Origin of the sequence: Pseudomonas sp. LB-090624 (genome assembly GCF_003205205.1) — a bacterium.
Lineage (GTDB): Bacteria > Pseudomonadota > Gammaproteobacteria > Pseudomonadales > Pseudomonadaceae > Aquipseudomonas.
In genome coordinates, this window is sequence record NZ_QJRL01000005.1 from 1 (window position 1) to 16,292 (window position 16,292).

Annotated in this window: 13 protein-coding genes and 1 rRNA gene; 9 read left to right on the forward strand and 5 right to left on the reverse strand. The window is 62.6% G+C overall.

The window, feature by feature from the left end:
• The 6 genes from rrf to DMX11_RS07095 all read left to right on the forward strand — a co-directional run.
• Nucleotides 1–102: ribosomal RNA gene (gene rrf, locus DMX11_RS07070) — 5S ribosomal RNA — on the forward strand; the annotation flags it as partial.
• A gap of 193 nt (nucleotides 103–295) precedes the next feature.
• Complete coding sequence (locus DMX11_RS07075; RefSeq protein ID WP_110743844.1) at nucleotides 296–2,104, forward strand: ABC transporter ATP-binding protein/permease; 1,809 nt, start codon at nucleotides 296–298, stop codon at nucleotides 2,102–2,104.
• 396 nt (nucleotides 2,105–2,500) lie between these two features.
• Entirely contained in the window at nucleotides 2,501–4,735 is a 2,235-nt protein-coding gene (locus DMX11_RS07080; RefSeq protein WP_110743845.1) for a TonB-dependent siderophore receptor, read from the forward strand.
• 54 nt (nucleotides 4,736–4,789) lie between these two features.
• Nucleotides 4,790–5,077 (forward strand): iron transporter, encoded by a 288-nt coding sequence (locus DMX11_RS07085; protein ID WP_110743846.1) that lies wholly within the window; start codon nucleotides 4,790–4,792, stop codon nucleotides 5,075–5,077.
• Nucleotides 5,074–6,594 (forward strand): PepSY domain-containing protein, encoded by a 1,521-nt coding sequence (locus DMX11_RS07090; protein WP_110743847.1) that lies wholly within the window; start codon nucleotides 5,074–5,076, stop codon nucleotides 6,592–6,594. Before DMX11_RS07085 ends, DMX11_RS07090 begins: the two co-directional genes overlap by 4 nt.
• On the forward strand, nucleotides 6,591–6,923 hold the full coding sequence (locus tag DMX11_RS07095; protein WP_110743848.1) for a DUF3325 domain-containing protein: 333 nt from the start codon (nucleotides 6,591–6,593) through the stop codon (nucleotides 6,921–6,923). The genes DMX11_RS07090 and DMX11_RS07095 overlap by 4 nt, the downstream gene beginning before the upstream one ends.
• Nucleotides 6,924–7,024: 101 nt before the next feature.
• Here DMX11_RS07095 and DMX11_RS07100 read toward each other — a convergent pair whose 3' ends face one another.
• Nucleotides 7,025–8,116: a pyridoxal phosphate-dependent aminotransferase gene (locus tag DMX11_RS07100; protein ID WP_110743849.1), complete on the reverse strand. Its 1,092-nt coding sequence runs from the start codon at nucleotides 8,114–8,116 to the stop codon at nucleotides 7,025–7,027.
• Between the two features lie 164 nt (nucleotides 8,117–8,280).
• Between DMX11_RS07100 and DMX11_RS07105 the strand changes: the two genes are divergently transcribed.
• Nucleotides 8,281–8,820, forward strand: coding sequence for a histidine phosphatase family protein (locus DMX11_RS07105; RefSeq protein WP_110743850.1), 540 nt, complete (start codon nucleotides 8,281–8,283; stop codon nucleotides 8,818–8,820).
• 3 nt (nucleotides 8,821–8,823) lie between these two features.
• Here the strand turns inward: DMX11_RS07105 and DMX11_RS07110 are convergent, their stop codons facing one another.
• The 3 genes from DMX11_RS07110 to DMX11_RS07120 form a co-directional block, all read right to left on the reverse strand.
• Nucleotides 8,824–9,609, reverse strand: coding sequence for a sulfite exporter TauE/SafE family protein (locus tag DMX11_RS07110; RefSeq protein WP_110743851.1), 786 nt, complete (start codon nucleotides 9,607–9,609; stop codon nucleotides 8,824–8,826).
• 478 nt (nucleotides 9,610–10,087) lie between these two features.
• Nucleotides 10,088–10,729 (reverse strand): 3-oxoacid CoA-transferase subunit B, encoded by a 642-nt coding sequence (locus tag DMX11_RS07115; protein WP_110743852.1) that lies wholly within the window; start codon nucleotides 10,727–10,729, stop codon nucleotides 10,088–10,090.
• 8 nt (nucleotides 10,730–10,737) lie between these two features.
• Nucleotides 10,738–11,433 carry a 3-oxoacid CoA-transferase subunit A gene (locus DMX11_RS07120; protein ID WP_110743853.1) on the reverse strand — a complete coding sequence of 232 codons (696 nt, stop codon included), beginning with the start codon at nucleotides 11,431–11,433 and terminating at the stop codon, nucleotides 10,738–10,740.
• A 1,905-nt stretch (nucleotides 11,434–13,338) separates the two neighbouring features.
• On the opposite strand from DMX11_RS07120, the gene DMX11_RS26400 reads away from it, so the two are divergent.
• Nucleotides 13,339–13,989, forward strand: coding sequence for a methyl-accepting chemotaxis protein (locus DMX11_RS26400; RefSeq protein ID WP_371921783.1), 651 nt, complete (start codon nucleotides 13,339–13,341; stop codon nucleotides 13,987–13,989).
• A gap of 149 nt (nucleotides 13,990–14,138) precedes the next feature.
• On the opposite strand, the gene DMX11_RS07130 is transcribed toward DMX11_RS26400, so the two are convergent.
• Complete coding sequence (locus tag DMX11_RS07130) at nucleotides 14,139–15,356, reverse strand: amidohydrolase family protein (protein ID WP_110743855.1); 1,218 nt, start codon at nucleotides 15,354–15,356, stop codon at nucleotides 14,139–14,141.
• A 295-nt stretch (nucleotides 15,357–15,651) separates the two neighbouring features.
• On the opposite strand from DMX11_RS07130, the gene DMX11_RS07135 reads away from it, so the two are divergent.
• Nucleotides 15,652–16,290: a TetR family transcriptional regulator gene (locus tag DMX11_RS07135; protein WP_110743856.1), complete on the forward strand. Its 639-nt coding sequence runs from the start codon at nucleotides 15,652–15,654 to the stop codon at nucleotides 16,288–16,290.
• The last annotated feature ends 2 nt before the right edge of the window (nucleotides 16,291–16,292 follow it).

A 16,292-nucleotide genomic window follows, 5' to 3' on the forward strand; every position in this document is an offset into this window, starting at 1 on the left:
AGCATTGGAACCACCTGATCCCATCCCGAACTCAGCAGTGAAACGATGCATCGCCGATGGTAGTGTGGGGTTTCCCCATGTGAGAGTAGGTCATCGTCAAGATTCATTTCGCAAAACCCCTATCTGCACATGCAGGTAGGGGTTTTGTCTTTGTGCCTTGAAAACCATACCACCCGCGGTCTCCTGCAGAGCGGCTGCATAACGCCCAACGCGAAAATGAAATAAGCGTCATTTATGCCTGAAGAATCGCAGGGCAATGCTACGCTCGCGGAAATACCCTGCACGGATACCTACCATGGAAATGAACTGGCACCAGGCCCTGCAAGAGAGCCTGAGCTGGCTGGCAACCGCCTCGTTCATCACACTTATCGGTTTCACGGCCGCCGCCCTATTGGCCGTACGTTACACGCGCTGGGGGAGCCAGTTCTGGCAACTTGCCGGGCCCTATTTCAGTTTCAGGCGCAGCTGGCGACCGTTGCTGGTATTTGCCCTGCTGCTGGTGCTGACGCTGTTCTCAGTCCGCCTCAATGTACTGTTCTCGTTCTGGTACAACGGTTTCTACAGCGCATTGCAAGGCCTTGACCAAGCCGCCTTCTGGTACCTGCTCGGGGTGTTCGCGATACTGGCTACCATTCACGTGCTGCGCTCCCTGTTCACCTTTTATGTCACCCAAGCGTTCAGCATCAAGTGGCGCGTGTGGTTGACCGAGCGCCTCACCCACGACTGGATGCACGGTGACGCCTACTACCGTGGCCAGTTCCTCGCCGAGCCCGTGGACAACCCTGACCAGCGTATCGAACTGGACGCCAACGCCTTTGTCAGCAACTCGGTTAGCCTGGCCCTGGGTGCGGTCAGTGCTTTGGTCTCGCTGGTGGCATTCACCGGTATTCTGTGGGGGCTGTCGGCCCCCCTGGCGGTTGGCGGGGTGGAGATACCCCGGGCGATGGTGTTTGCCGTATACCTGTATGTCATCGTGGCTACCTGGATCGCCTTCCGTCTCGGCCGCCCACTGATCCGCCTGAACTTCCTCAACGAAAAACTCACCGCCAACTTCCGCTACGCGCTGATGCGTCTGCGTGAGAATGCCGAGAACATCGCTTTCTACCAAGGTGCTCAGGTCGAGCGGGGCACTTTGCTGGGCCGCTTTGCTGCGTTGATTGTGAATGCCTGGGCGCTGGTGTTCCGGAACCTCAAGTTCAGTGGTTTCAACCTGGGCGTCAGCCAGGTTGCCGTGGTGTTCCCTTTCATTCTTCAGGCACCACGCTTTTTCAGTGGGGCGATCAAGCTGGGGGATGTCATGCAGACTTCCCAGGCGTTTGGCCAGGTGCAGGATTCGCTGTCGTTCTTCCGTGAATCGTATGATGCATTCGCCCAGTACCGCGCCACCCTCGATCGTCTGACGGGCTTCCTGGATGCCAATCAGCAAGCGAGTGCCTTGCCCAGGGTGTTCACCGAGCAACAGGCACATGTGCTGCAGATCGCTCGCCTGCAGGTGTTGCGCCCGGACGGTCATGCCCTTATCTCCGACCTTGAGCTGAGCCTGCATGCCGGTCAGGCACTATTGATCAAAGGGCCATCGGGCAGCGGCAAGACCACGCTGCTACGTGCCTTGGCCGGCCTTTGGCCGTATGCCATAGGTGAGGTCAGGCGGCCAATGGGCCATCAGGCCTTGTTCTTGTCACAGCGCCCGTACCTGCCGTTGGGTGACTTACGTACCGTCATTGCTTATCCGGCAGCCGGCATGCCGGAGGATGAAGGGCGAATGCAGCAGGCGCTGCGCCAGGTCAACCTGGCCCACCTGGCCGAACGCCTTGATATCAACCGCGACTGGTCACACATCCTCTCCGTAGGTGAGCAACAACGCCTGGCGTTCGCCAGGGTGCTGTTCAACCGGCCGCAGGTGGTGTTTCTCGACGAGTCGACCTCCGCGATGGATGAAGGGCTTGAGCACGCCTTGTACTCGCTGTTGCGTACGGAGTTGCCGAGTGCACTGCTGGTCAGTGTCGGGCACCGTAGCACGCTGGCAGCGTTCCATACCCATCGGCTGGAGGTGGATGGGCAGGGCGGTTGGTCGTTGCTGGAGCAAGAGCCAGCGTTGGCATAGTGTCTCGATGTTAGGCAAACGCAAGCTGGTAGGGCTCAGCGCAACAGCGTGAGCCCCACCAGCGTGGCGCTGGTAACCCCTGCCTGTCTCATCCCGCAAAGCAGGCGATGCATTGCACCCGCCAGCACGTGCAGCCTTGGCGAGATCGCCGGGCTGCTGATCGGGGTGATCTTCGGCCCCCTGTCGACTTGGTCACGGCAACGGCTCTATCCCGCGGGTCCAGCAAAGTTCCGTTACAAACATGTAAACTTCGTAAATAAGATTTACTCGCATTTGAAGCTCCCTATATTTACCTCCCCTGTTGGCCGCCAGATTGTATTTGCGGGCCGGTGGGCGATGGCTCCCGGTTCGTGACAAGGATGTGCCTTTTCGCTCATGAATCGCAGGAGATGTACCATGCAGCACAGAACTTCACCTAACAGCCTGGCCCTGGCGTTCGTCGCGCTGGCGTCACCGGCCATGATGGCCACTGCGGCGGACGCCGAAGATCAGCATGGGGGTGAAGTGCTGGAAGTACCGCTGGCCGACAACGCTCTGGTGATCGAGAACACCTTGGTCACTGCCGAACGCGAGGCCCGCCAGGCCTTGGGTTCGTCAATCATCACCGCCGAAGACATCAAGCGCCACCCACCGGCCAATGACTTGTCCGATATCATCCGCCGTGAGCCAGGCGTCAACCTCACCGGTAACAGCGCCAGTGGCGCCCGGGGCAACAACCGCCAGATCGACCTGCGCGGCATGGGGCCGGAAAACACCCTTATCCTCATCGACGGCAAGCCGTCCAGCGCGCGCAACGCTGTGCGCTACGGCTGGAACGGCGACCGTGATACCCGTGGCGAAACCAACTGGGTGCCGGCCGAAGCGGTCGAGCGCATCGAGATCCTCCGTGGCCCGGCCGCGGCGCGCTATGGTTCTGGCGCCATGGGCGGGGTGGTCAATATCATCACCAAGCGCCCCACCGATGCGCTCAAAGGCAGTGTCAGCCTGTACACCCAAATGCCCGAAGACAGCGCCGAAGGCGCCAGCCGCCGCGCCAACTTCAACCTTGGCGGTGGCCTTACCGATAACCTCGGCTTCCGCTTGTACGGAGGCTTGGCGAAGACCGACGCCGATGATCTAGACATCAACGCCGGCCACGCCACCAGTGCCCTGGTAGCAGGCCGTGAAGGGGTGCGCAACAAGGACATCAATGGCCTGCTGAGCTGGAAACTGAACGATGAGCACCGCCTGGAAGCCAGCGCCGGCTACAGTCGCCAGGGCAATATCTTTGCCGGCGACACCATGAACAGCAACGGCGGGGGTGACGTCGACTTCGTTTCCAGCCTTTACGGTCACGAAACCAACGTGATGCAGCGCAGCACCTACGACCTGACCCACCTGGGGGATTTCACCTGGGGTACCAGCAAGACCACGCTGGCCTACGAATACGTACGCACCTGGCGCCTCAACGAGGGCCTGGCCGGGCGTACCGAAGGCGCGCCCAGCGACGAGGGAGGGGCGATGTCGCGCCTGCGCAATACGCGCCTGAGCAGCGAGGTGAACCTGCCATTTGCCATGGGCAGCACCGAGCATGTGCTGACACTCGGTGGCGAGTACCTGTACGAAGCCCTCAATGACCAGGGCTCGCTGCGCCCACAAAGCTCCGACCCCACCAGCACTGGCGGGCTGGTGGGTTTTGATCGCAGCAGCTCGAAGATGACGGCACGCAGCTACGCGGTATTTGTCGAGGACAACATCATCGTCGGCGATACCACCCTTACTCCGGGCCTGCGTTTCGACCACCACGAAACCTTCGGCGACAACTTCAGCCCCAGCTTCAACCTGTCTCACAAACTGACCGAAGCCCTGTCGGTAAAGGGCGGCATTGCCCGAGCCTACAAGGTGCCGAACCTGTTCCAGTCCAACCCCAATTACCTGCTGTACAGCCGTGGCAATGGCTGCAGCGTGCAGCAGACCAATAACGGTGGCTGCTACCTGCAGGGGAACGCCGACCTCAAGCCCGAGATCAGCGTCAACAAGGAAATCGGCCTGCTCTACGACCGTGGCAGCTGGCGCACCAGTGCCACCTACTTCCGCAACGACTACAAGAACAAGATCATCGGTGACACCGATGTGCTGTACACCATCGGCACCGGTAGCCGCGTGACCCAGTGGGACAACGCCGGCAAAGCGCGGGTGGAAGGTGTAGAAGGTAACTTCTTCATCGAGCTGAGTCCGACCCTGGACTGGAACACCAACCTGACCTGGATGCTCGACAACGACAACCGCGAGACTGGCGAGCCGCTGTCAGTGATCCCGGAATACACCGTCAACACCACCCTTGACTGGCGCGCTACCGAACAGCTGTCGTTCCAGGTGGCGGGGACCTGGTTCGGCAAGCAGAAATCGCCGACCTACAACTACCGCACCGAGCAGGACTACGACGAGACCGCTCAGGAAGATGTCGAGGCCTATGGCCTGGTGGACGTGAGCGCCGGGTACAAGTTCAACGCCAACTACGACGTACGGGTTGGGGTGAACAACGTGTTCGACAAGCAGATCCTGCGTGGCGGCAACGCCAGCACCTCGGGGGCCAATACCTATAACCAGCCGGGCCGGGCGGTGTTCGCTGCACTGAATATCAACTTCTGATCCGAGGGCCGCACAACAGCTGCGGCCTCATCACCGGACCCCAAGGAATCTCCGATGATCAAAGCCCCTGCCTGGCTACAGATCTTCTCCCGCAGCTGCGCCGCGTTGCTCGGCGGCTATGCCTTCAGCTACGCCGCCAGCGCCTGCCTGGCCCGCATTCTGCCGCTGCCCGCCAGCGATGCGGTCATCGTCGCGACCCTGCCGGCGTTCATTTTCTACACCGTCGCCATGCTCTGGGCCTTTGCCTGCCGTAATGCACTGCGCGCCTGGGCGCCGCTTGCCCTGGCTGTACCCTTGAGCCTGGTCGGCTTCTGGCCACAAGCGCTGGGGTGGCTGGCATGAAGCAGACCGTCACCCAGTCGATGGCCTGGCTGCACACCTGGGCCGGGCTGATCTTCGGCTGGCTGCTGTTCGCCATCTTCGTCACCGGTACGCTGGCGGTGTTCGACAAGGAACTCAACCACTGGATGCAGCCGGAAATTCCGGCTACCCAAGTAACCCAGGCCGATGCCGCCCGGCGCGCCATCGCCTACCTGCAGGCGCACGAGCCGCAAGCCGGCAACTGGAACATCAGCCTGCCGAGCGAGCGCTCGCCCGGGTTGCGCGTGTCTACCGGAGAGCGGCGCCATGGCGGGGGTGTGCAGCTCGACCCTGGCACCGGCGCGGCGATCGACGTGCGCGACAGTGTCGGCGGCAACTTCTTCTTCCGCTTCCACTTCACCCTCGACCTGCCACGCAACTGGGGCATTTTCGTGGTCGGCGCGCTGGCCCTGGTGATGCTGGCTGCGCTGGTCAGCGGCATTATCGTCCACAAGAAGATCTTCAAGGAATTCTTCACCTTCCGGCCCAACAAAGGCCAGCGCTCGTGGCTGGATTTCCATAACGCCAGCGCAGTGCTGTTGCTGCCGTTCCACCTGATGATCACCTACACCGGCCTGGTGATCTTCATGCTGGTCTACATCCCGGCCGGGGTCGATGCGCTGTTCGATGGCGACAGCCGCGCCTACTTCCAGGCGCAGGGCAATACCCGCCTGGAGCAGCCTCGTGGTCTGGCCAGGGAACCCGCTGGGCTGGTCGATGTGGCGCCGCTGCTGGCCCTGGCCGAGGCTCGGCTGGGGCCACTCGCCGGTTTGAACATTCGCAACCCCAACACCGCAGCGGCGCGTATCGAGATCCGCCCTGGGCTGGGCAACCGTATTGCCTTGGCCAAGGGCCAGGCGATGGTCTTCGATGGGGTCAGCGGGCAACTGCTCCGTGACGTGCCGGAATTGCGTGCGGTACCCCTTACCCAGCGGGTGATGGTCGGCCTGCACTTCGCCCAGTTCGGTGGCTACCCGCTGCGCTGGCTGTATTTCATCTGCGGGCTGGTCAGTTGCCTGATGATCGCCAGCGGCCTTGTGCTGTTCTGCGTGAAGCGCGGGCGTAAATACGCCACTGATACCGCCGAGCCTTCAGCGCGCCGGGGGTACCGCTTGGCCGAGGTGTGTAACGTCGGCTTTATCAGCGGTTTGCTGCTGGCATGTGTGGGGCTGCTGTGGGCCAACCGCCTGTTGCCGGTGGAGTTGCTGCAGCGGGAGAGCTGGGAGGTGCGCGCATTCTTTGGGGTCTGGTTGCTGGCGCTGCTGCATGCGGGTGTCAGGCCGGCCCGCCGGGCGTGGGTTGAGCAACTGCTGCTGACGGCGTTGCTGTGCATTGGCTTGGTGGCATTCGGCGGCCTGGACGACCCAATGCGCCTAGGGGTTGTAGCGTGCGCGCTGGCACTGGGAGCCTTGCTTGGGCTGGTGGCCTGGCGGGTTCAGCAAGCACAACCGGCACCCCACAAGGCCAGGGCAGGGCGGCGGATGGAGGCCGGGGCATGATGATGTGGATTACAGGCGGGATGTTGTTTGCCTACGCCGGAATGCTTGGGCTGTGCCAAGGGCTGGAGCGGCATTACCAGCAAGTCTGGAATCGGGCCTGCCCACGCCTGCTGCGGGTCGTCTTGCGTGGGGCCGGGTGGCTTGCCTTGCTGGTCAGCCTGGTGCTGTGTGCCCAGGCGTGGGGTTGGGCTATGGGGCCTGTGGCCTGCCTAGGGGCGATATCGCTGGCGGGGATGCTGCTGGTAATGCTACTGCCGTACTGGCCGAAGCTGGCGGTGGGGCTGGTGATGGCGCTGCCAGTGTGGGGGGCGGTAATGATGCTCGGCTGAGCTGGGTGCATCGCCGGCAAGCCAGCCCCCGCTGGGCTACCGCAGCCCTTCAGGCTTGTGAAGTGCCTATGGCAGCTGGCTCGGCGATGGGGTCGATGCGCTCAGCCCGCTACCACCTTGGCAAACGCTGTACGAAAGCGTTGCATATCGCGGTCATTGCCCACACTCACCCGCACCCAGTTGGGCCAGCTAGGCCAGATCCGCCCGACCAGCACCCCTTCCTTGGCCAGGCGCTCGACGACCGGCTGCCCAGGCGCGCGCATATCGATCATGAAACAGTTGGTCTGCGACGCTGTACAGCGCCAGCCGCGTTCGGCCAACCAGGCAACGGTCTGTTCGCGCAGATGGGCGTTGGCGGCCTTGCGCTGGGCCACCAGCTGGCGATCCTGCAGGCTCGCCAGGCCAGCCAGCAAGGTAGGGGCGGGTGCGACGTTCTCGCCGTCATACACTTCCAGCCGCTTCAGTAGCGGCGCCTGGCCGATCGCGAGGCCCAGGCGCGCGCCCGCCATGCCGAACAGCTTGGAAAAAGTCTGCAACACCAGGAGTCCGGGGTGTTCCCTCACCAGGTCGATACAGCTTTGCGCATCGCTGAAATGAATGTAGGCCTCGTCCACCACCACCACGCTACCCGTCGGCTTGCGTGCCAGCAGGCGCTCGATGTCCTGGCGCGGGGTTAGCGTGCCAGTGGGGTTGTTGGGGTTGCACAGGTAGATCAGCCCGGGTGCGCGGTCAGCCGCCAGCATGGCGTCGATGTCGTGGGCGTGGCTGGCGGTCAGGGCAACCCGGTGCACTTGGCTACCTCGCCCGCTGGCCGCCTCGGCTGGCGCTTCGTAGGAGGGTTCGGGTACCACCAGGCTGCGAGGTCCGGTAAAGGCCATTACCGCGTGCTGCAGCGCCAGTTTCGAGCCGCAGAACACTTGCACCTGGTCTGACGCCAGGCCGTGCTTGGCGGCGAACGTGTCGATCAATTGGTATTGCGCTTCGTAGGGGTAGCGCCCGCACTGGTCGATGCCTTCGCGCATCGCCTCGCATGCTGCGGGGCTCGGCCCCCAAGGGCTCTCATTGTAGTTGATGCGCACTGGGCCGCTATCAGCGGCCGGAGAGGGTGGTGCAGCGTTGGCCCAGTTGATCTGCCCGAGCAGCGGCAAGGCCATGCCCAGGCCCACCAGCGAGCGACGTGTCATATCGGTCATGCGTCGACGTCCCTGTTGTCAATGGTCACTACTGGGACGAAACGGGAATGCAGTAATTCATGGTGGCAGATCGCCGTAATGGCAGTCATCAATCGATCTTGTTGCAGCCAAACGCGTTGCGGCATGTTAAACCATGCGCCCCAGCCCGCTACGAGTAACGCCTGGTGAAAGCCATCCGCCTGACCCTGATCTGCCATGCCCTGACCCAGGCCCAGAAGACCGGGCGCCTGCACTGCGTGGACGATGTCATTTTGCCGCTGGCGCGCCCGCCCGCTGGCAACTTGCCTAACCTGCAACTGCTGACAGCGCCAGAGCGCCGTGCCCGCGAGACAGCAGCGTGCTTCTCAGGCACGGTAGAGGTCGAGCCCGCATTGGCTGACTGCGACCTGGGGCATTGGCAAGGTTTGTCGTTGAAGCAGCTGCAAGCCGAGCACACGCAGGCGTTGGCAGAATGGCTGCAGGACCCGGCCAGTGCGGTGCATGGAGGGGAGTCGTTTGCCGCGCTTTGCATGCGCATGGCCGCCTGGCTGGCGGCCTTCGACAGGCCGGGTGAGTGGCTGGCGGTGACTCACCCGATGGTCATGCGTGCGATGCTGGTGCAGGTATTGGGTTGCCCGATGGACGCCAGTCAGCGTATCGACGTGTTGCCGCTGTCACGCCTGGAGTTGAGTTTTACCGGGCAGTGGCGGCTGCGCCTTGCCTGAAGGTCAGAACGCCAACTTGTACCCGATCAGCAGCAGCATCGCAGCCAGGCACGGGCGCAGTACGCGGTCGGAGATCCGCCCGGTCAGGTGGCTGCCTAGGTAAATGCCCGGCAGCGAACCCAGCAGCAGGTAGCCCAGCAGCGACCAGTCCATGTTACCCATGCCGGCATGGCCAAGGCCTGCTACCAGGGTAAGCGGCACGGCGTGGGCAATTTCGGTACCGACCAGGCGGCGGGTGACCAGGAATGGGTACAGCAGGAACAACGCCACGGTACCCAGGGCACCAGCACCGATGGAGGTCAGGGTAACCATCACGCCCAGCACTACGCCTGTCAGCACAGTCAGGGTGTTCAGGCTGCGGTCGCTGAGGTGGTAGTGATCACCGGCGTGGCGGTTGGCGAAAGCCTGCAGGCGCGATTTGAACAAGATGGCCAGCGCGGTCAGGATCAGCACTACCGCCAGGCCTTGCTTGATGATCGCGTTGAGCGCCGAGGTGTCGGTATGCAGGGTGCTGAGGAACCACAGGGTCAACGCCGCGGCAGGTACGCTACCCAGGCTGAGCAGCCCGGTGATCTTCCAGTCGATGTTTTTGTTGCGCGCATGCACCCAGACGCCACTGGCCTTGGTGATGGCGGCATACAGCAGGTCGGTGCCGACAGCGGTAGCCGGGTTGATGCCGAACCACAACAGGATCGGGGTCATCAGCGAACCGCCGCCGACGCCGGTCATACCGACGATGAAACCCACGACCAGTCCCGCAATGGTGAAACCAAAAGAACCTACATCCATACGCTACTCGACTGCCCAACTTTGCCCGTTATCGGATACAGCCAGCATATAGATTTTTTTATAGCCAAATAGACTTGTTCGTTATTAGGTTATAACCGCCAATGGATCGAAAAATCATCCCGTGAGCGCGGCGTCGCTTTGCGATTTCAACGCGCCGTCGCCCCTCCCACCTGCGTGTCGCGAGCATCCCCGCACAGGGGCAGGCCTGATCCCAGGCACGGTGGGGCACTAAAGCCTACGTTCAACCGTGGCTTCGGCGCTGGCGTTGGAGAGCTGGAAGTCGAAGTGCAGGCGTGCGTGGGCGAAGCCTGAACTCCTTTAGGGGAGGCCTTGCGCCAGGGTCGGGCCGCATGGCGGCACCGGCGATTTTTGCTGCGCAGCTGAGAACCTTGGGGCCGCAGTGTGACCCGGGCGGGTCACAAGGCCATTCTTGCAACAAAACCGCGCAGGCCAGCGGATGCCTGCGCGGTTCTGACGATCACTTGATCAGCGGCACGCCACTCAGCTTTTGCAGCTCATCAAAGTCGATATCTGCACAGATCTCGACCACTTTCAGCCCTTCAGCCGTCACTTCCAGCACGGCAAGGTCGGTGTAGATACGGCTGACGCAACCAATGCCAGTCAGCGGGTAGGTGCACTCAGGCACCAGCTTGCTTTCACCCGTCTTGGTCAAATGGTCCATCATCACGAACACTTGGCGCGCGCCAGTAGCCAAGTCCATCGCGCCACCTACGGCAGGGATGGAGCCTTCAGCGCCGGTATGCCAGTTGGCCAGGTCGCCTTTCACCGACACCTGGAATGCGCCCAGCACAGCGATGTCCAGGTGGCCGCCGCGCATCATCGAGAACGAGTCCGCATGGTGGAAGAAGGCACCCCCAGTCAGCAGGGTCACGTGCTGCTTGCCGGCGTTGATCAGGTCATCGTCTTCCTCGCCAGGCGCCGGGCTTGGGCCCATGCCCAGCAGGCCGTTCTCGCTGTGCAGGAACACTTCCTTGTCACCCAGGTAGTTGGCGACCAGGGTCGGTGCGCCAATACCCAGGTTTACGTAGGCACCTTCCTGAATGTCTGCGGCCACGCGCTGGGCCATCTCGGTGCGGGAGAGCTTTTTGGTGATGGTCATGGCAGGCCTCAGACAGCGTTGGCAAGCGAAGAAGCGCCAGCGCCGTTAACGGCGACCACGCGCTGGACGAAGATACCCGGGGTGATGATATGTTCCGGGTCCAGTTCACCGAGTTCGACAACCTGGTCGACCTGGGCGATGGCAGTCTTGGCGGCCATGGCCATGATCGGGCCGAAGTTGCGTGCGGCCTTGCGGTAGGTCAGGTTGCCCCAACGGTCACCTTTGTGGGCTTTGATCAGTGCGAAATCGGCGTGCAGCGGCATTTCCAGCACGTACATGCGGCCATCGATTTCACGGGTTTCCTTGCCTTCGGCCAGCAGCGTGCCGTAGCCGGTCGGGGAGAAGAACGCGCCAATGCCGGAGCCCGCTGCGCGGATGCGCTCGGCCAGGTTGCCCTGGGGCACCACTTCCAGTTCGATCTTGCCGGCGCGGTACAGTTCGTCGAACACGTAGGAGTCGGACTGGCGCGGGAACGAGCAGACCACCTTGCGCACGCTGCCCGCCATCAACAGGGCGGCCAGGCCGATTTCGCCGTTGCCGGCGTTGTTGCTGATGATGGTCAGATCGCGGGCGCCGGTGGCGATCAGGCCATCGATCAGCTCGGACGGCATGCCGGCAGTGCCGAAGCCACCGACCATGATGGTCGATCCGTCGGTGATCCCTTCCACCGCGCTGGCGATGGACTCGTACGTTTTATTGATCAAGGCGAGCTCCTGGTTGTTCCTGGAGTTGTGGTTGTCGGGCTGGCCGGCGCGTGTGAAGCGATGAGGCCACTCAGCACTTGCAATTGCTTGCTGACTTTCGCTATAGCGTGCCGCAAGATAGGGCAACAGTAGAGAGGGTTTGGTGGAATTTGTGCGATTATCGAACTGTTGTGCGATCTGCGAGCAGTTCTGGCGTCTCTTTGCCACAATTCAGTCAAGGGCCTGATTGCAGCCATATTGCCCCTTGCTGGTGCGTACAAGGCTATCCCGTAGCGGTCCTGCACAAGGGCTGTGCATTAAACGCCGGTAACTCCCCAATAATCACTTCTCCCGCCGTTGGCGTGCGACTTGCTATCAGATTGCCATTTGATGTCGCGTATGGTGAAGATAATGTCGCTTTCCAGTGAGTCCATGGAGTTGTCATCGAGTGAAAAGGGCTGGCTGCCCTGGTTCGGTAAAACTGGAAAGCTCAGCATGGGCTGGGCGTGCCACGTCAACCGGTCGAGCTACTCGCAGATCGAGCAAACCTTTGAAGCCATTGCCCAGACCCGCGTGCGTTTGCTGCAGGACTGGGCCCGCGAACAGTGGGAGCACTTGGCTGAAGTGGCGGAACAGCTGGCGCAAGGCTTCGCGCAACCCGACAGCGCGTTGTTGCGGGACAAGCTGGCGCAGGCCGAAGATTTTTCCGAGCTGTTTCTCGTCGATGCCGCTGGCAGCCTTATCACCTCGACCTGGCCACAGCGGGGTACGCCACGTATCGAGCAGACTTCGGCGCTGGCCCAAGGGCTGAAGGCGCCGTTTCTGCATGGCCCCTACAGCGACCCCCTGACCCTGCGCATCGGCCCGTCGTCCTCGCGCTTTCACGACGAAGTAACGCTGATGTTCTATCAGCCCGTGAAGGCCGGCGGCAAAGTCCTCGGTTGCCTGTGTGGTCGTGTACCCAACGATGTGTTGGGCGACCTGATCCAGCGCGAGGCCGGGCATATTTTCGCCGAGTCGGGCGACAACTACCTGTTCATGGCGCAGTCGCGCTTCGACCCGGCCATCCAGCCCGGCACGGCCCTGTCGCGTTCGCGCTTCGAGGACGGTACCTTCACCCATGGCGAGAACCTCAAAAGTGGTGTGCACACGCCTTGGTCCACGGTACAGGTCCAGCGCCATACCGAACTGGAACTGCGCTTCACCGACCCCTCCACTGGCGAACTGCACCCTGGGGTAAGGGAAACCATCCGGCGTGGTGCCAACCTGTTCGTGACCTACCCGGGGTATTCGGACTACCGCCATGTGCCGGTGGTCGGCAAGGGCGTGACCTTTCAGTTGCCGGGCTCGCCCGACCGCTGGGGCATGATGTGCGAAGCCGACCTGGAGGAGGTCTACCGGCGCCGCTCACTGAGCTACGGGTTGATGAAACCCTGTGTGGCGACCATGGCCGGGCTATTCGGCTGCAACTACCTGGTGCAGCACTATGCCGGCCTGTCGCAAGCGCTGAACGACGTCATTCTGGCCTTGAGCATGCTCGGCGCCACGCTGTTGTTCGGGGTATTGGGGCCCAGGCGCCTGGCTGCCAGGTTGAATGGCATGAGCGGCGTGCTGCGTACCATCGCCGAGGGTGAAGGCAACCTGCGTCAGCGCCTGGATATCAGCACCCTGGGCAACGACGAGAGCGGCGACATGGCGCGCTGGATCAACAGTTTCATCGATCGCCTGGACGCCGTGGTGGGGCAGGTGGTCAAGGCCAGCCGCACGGTCGGCAGTACCAACCAGATGATGCTTGGGCGCAGCCAGGCGGCCAGCGTGAGCTCCGCCGACGTGGCCGATGCGGTGCATCAGATGATGATCATCATGGAGGAGCAACTTGGCGAGCTGCAGCAGGCCTCGGTCAGCGCTGAACAGATGAAGCAGGCCATGGACGAAGTGGTCAGCCGTGCCCGCGAGCAGTATTTGGCGGTGCAGTCAGGCACCCAATCGATTCGCGATGTGGTGGCGCGTTCGTCTTCCAGTGTGCAGCGCCTCGACAGCCGTATGGTCGAAATCGACAACATCACCGGGTTGATCAGCGACATCACCAACCAGACCAATCTGCTGGCGCTGAATGCCGCCATCGAAGCGGCGCGTGCCGGCGAGCATGGCCGTGGCTTCGCGGTGGTGGCCGACGAGGTGCGCAGCCTCGCCGCGCGAACCGCGCGCGCCGCCGAGGACATCCGCCACATGGTCGAGAGCCTCCAGGGCGAAACCCGCCAGGCTGTCAGCTTCATGGAGCAGGGTGTTCAGGACGTCGACAACAGCCTGCGCCTTGCCGAAGACGCCTCGTCCGAGAACGTTCAGCTGCATCAGGCAGTGGAAGGCATGTTCGCGATCATCCAGCAGCTCAACCGGCGGAGCGTGGAATACGGCAAGACCATCGAGCAGGTCAACCAGTCCTCCAGCGAGATGCGGCAGACGGCGGTGGTGCTGCAAAGTAGCGCGCAGAAGGTGCGGGTGGATGCTGGCAAGTTGCAGAAGCTGGTCGGGCAGTTCGAGGTCAGCGGTGAGGATAAGGGGGCCGCTGCAGCGTGAGCAGGGGACCGGGTGCACGAGCCGGTTCGTGCATGCAGACAAGGCCCGCCGTGCCCTCGGGCAATGCATCATGGCGGGCCGGTGTTCGTGGGTGAACCCGCTCCCACAGCGGCGGCGCAGGGCTGGTGATCTGTGCTTTGGGTGTGGTGTTAACGGCGCATTTCCGTCGCAAACTGCGCAGCCTTCAACTGCAATCGCGCAGGCCCGCCCCAGAACGCACCGTGGCGCACGATCACCCGTTCATGAATGGCAGCCGCTACCGCCGCAGCGGCATTCGGTGCCTTGAACAATACGAAGCTGGCTTCGTTACCCACCTTCAAACCATAACCCTGTTTGCCCATGACCCCGGCACTGGCCTCGGTCGCCATTTCCAGCGCAACCCGCAGCTCCTCATCGGTATTGAAGCCCGAGCGGTAGCTGACCAGCATGGCCCGTTGCAGCATGTCGCCATTGCCATAGGGCCACCAGGCGTCCTGGATGTTGTCGTTGCCGGTAAATACCCGCACGCCGCTTTTACGCAGGCGCAGCACGGGAGGGAACGCATGGTCACCGGGCGCGTTGGTCATGATGGATATACCGGCACCCGCCAGTAGTTCGGCGGTGCGGTCGACAACCGCATCGGAGACGTCGCCCAGGCCATAGGCGTGGCTGACCGCCACCAAGCCTTGCATGCCCAGTGCGTGGGTGCGCGCGGCGATGCGTTGGAGCTGAGCAATGCAGATGTCGCCGGGCTCGTGCAGATGGATGTCGACTTTCACGCCATAACGTTCGGCGATACCGAACACGATGTCCAGTTGGGCGTCGGCGTCGCCATCCAGCGTGGTCGGGTCGATGCCGCCGACTACCTGCACGCCTTCGCGTACCGCCGCCGCCATCACTTCGGCGGTGCCAGGGCAGGTCACCACGCCCGCCTGGGGGAAGGCCACGATTTCGATGTCGAGCAGGTCTTTCCATTGGTCCCGAGCTTCGAGAATGGCGCGCAGGTTGGTCAGGCCGGTGGTGGCGTCCACGTCCACGTGGCAGCGCATGGCCAGGGTGCCGAATGAGGCGGCCCGGCGCATCAGCGCATCCGCGCGTTCGACGATGGGCGGAGCGCTGGCGAGTTCACGCTTTTCCACCGCCAGGCGCTCGCGCAGGCTGGTGACCGGTTGGTGCGGGCGCCAGCGGTCGCCGACAAAGCTCTTGTCCAGGTGGATGTGGCCGTCGACGAAACCAGGCAGTACCAACAGGCCTTCAAGGTCAATGGTCTCGCGGGCGGGGGTGCTGGCGCGCTGCGCGCCGATGTGGGTAATACGGCCGCTGCGGACGGCAATGTGCAGGGGCAGACCATCGGCGTCGGTGGCGTTGATGAACTCACGGTCGTTCATGATCGGGCCTTTTTGACTGAGGCTTGGGTGACGTACCACGGTAGGGGGCATGCGCACATGACTCCAATTAATTATCAGGATCGGGTGCAGTGCATTTCTGGATGCAGGCGAGGGATGCTGGCGTGTACTGACAAGCCACTGAAGTCGATTCAACAGCGAAGATTCAATCGGCAGTGTGGGGCAACCCCGGGCCTTGGATGTTTGGCGGGGGCCTTGGCGGCCAGCCGAAAAAGCCGCGCAATGGCTCAACGTCTGTGGCAGTGTTGGGTATCAGGCCAGCCCCACAGGGACCCCCATGCAAACTCGCAAAACCGGTGTTCGCGCCCAGCAGGCCGACCGTACTCGGGACAACATTCTCAAGGCCGCAGTGAAGGTCTTCAGCAAGGAAGGCTTCACTGGTGGGCGCATCGAGCAGATCTCCACGCTGGCCAAGTCCAACGACCGGATGATCTATTACTACTTCGGCAGCAAGGAAAAGCTGTTCATCAGTGTGCTGGAGCACATCTATGCCAGCTTCAACCAGGCTGAGGCCAAGCTGCGCCTCGACCTCGCCGACCCGGAACAGGCCCTGCGCGAGTTGGTGGCATTCATCTGGGACTACTACGTGCGCCACCCCGAATTCGTTACCATCCTCGCCACCGAAAACCTTCACCAGGGCCAGCATGCGCGCAAGTCGCAAAACCTCAGGGCGCTGTCAGGCGAGGCGGTGGGCGTGTTGCGGCCGATCATCGAAGCCGGCCAGGCCAAGGGGCTGTTCCGCGACGACATCGATGTCACCCACGCCTACCTGATGATTGCCTCGCTCTGCTACTTCTATAACTCCAACCGCCATACCCTCAGCTCGTTCCTGGCCGTGGACCTGGCCGACCAGCAGGCCAAGGCTGACTGGCTGGCCTTCATCAGCGACCTTGCACTGCGTGGCCTGCGCCGCTGACC